Below are 1076 nucleotides of genomic sequence, written 5' to 3' on the forward strand. Positions count from 1 at the left end.
TGTCTTGATGAAACCAGCACAAGGATAGCTAGGTACATTAGATAATTTTTCAAAAGGGGCTTAACAAGGGTTTACACGGAATCGCGTTCACTCTCCAAAAGGCAGTATTTTGGATATTTTCGTCATTTCTGTTAATATTGCGAAAGGCAGTTCTGCATAGATTGAGAGCCGGCAAACCTTGCAGAAATGGGCATTTCTCGGCAATTCTTAAAATCAATAATGACAATTCGCATCTTATTCGTGTGCCACGGCAGGAGAATCTAGCTACCCTAGAAACTTTTCATAACGCCCATTAACCGGGACGTAACTTTTCTACACTTCGGGTATGCACTACCGACCGACTACTTCCCGTGGAGGTTAAATGATGAAGGTGTACAAAGGGGAGTGCCACACTGTAAATTGCCGAAACTCCCCCACTATTTAGCCTTTCTGATGATGAGGCTGAGTAGTCAAATGGTAGTCTGCCAATTGGAACCCCCCAATTAATTTTACAATTGCATATAAAGACTGTACCAAACTACGCATCATCTACATTATCTATACGATGACAATCATTTTCAGATATCCCCGTAAATGATAAATTCCACACAGTATTTACATAATTTTGGGCGTCTTCATCTCCTACAGCTTCACCATCATTTTCATATCGTAGGATAAAAGAGGCCAGCTTTATTTTCTCCTCTTTGGTAAAGTCATTTATTCTTTTTGCATCTAACTTTTTAATACACTTATATATATCGTTATCTTTTATATATTTATCATAGTTGTTTTCATTAAAAGACCATCCTGATTTGCCATTCACTAATTTACGACCGGCAAATTTACATATAAACTTCAGTTTTTGTACATCATTTGTAAAGACTGTGTTTGTTAGGTAGTTTTGAGCACTATTTGAATCTAAAATATTCCATAAACTAAAAGCTTTTATGAATAAATGAATATCGAGAAAATTCTTAGTTATACTACGTATTGCATTTATTTTGGGTGTGACATAAAATTCGTGTATTCCTGTTAAGTCTGTTAATATTAAAGACTTAATTGGAGTTATATGAATATGGCAAAAAAAGATATTAAGC

General features: G+C 35.3%; 1 protein-coding gene. It reads right to left on the reverse strand.

All coding sequences use genetic code 11. The annotated features are described in order from the left end of the window. Positions 1-517 precede the first annotated feature (517 nt). A partial coding sequence (locus tag BMY80_RS12320) for a hypothetical protein (protein ID WP_218140371.1) occupies positions 518-1076 on the reverse strand: 559 nt, incomplete at its 5' end.

The sequence above is a fragment of the Ruminobacter amylophilus genome (genome assembly GCF_900115655.1).
In the GTDB taxonomy this organism is placed as follows: domain Bacteria; phylum Pseudomonadota; class Gammaproteobacteria; order Enterobacterales; family Succinivibrionaceae; genus Ruminobacter; species Ruminobacter amylophilus.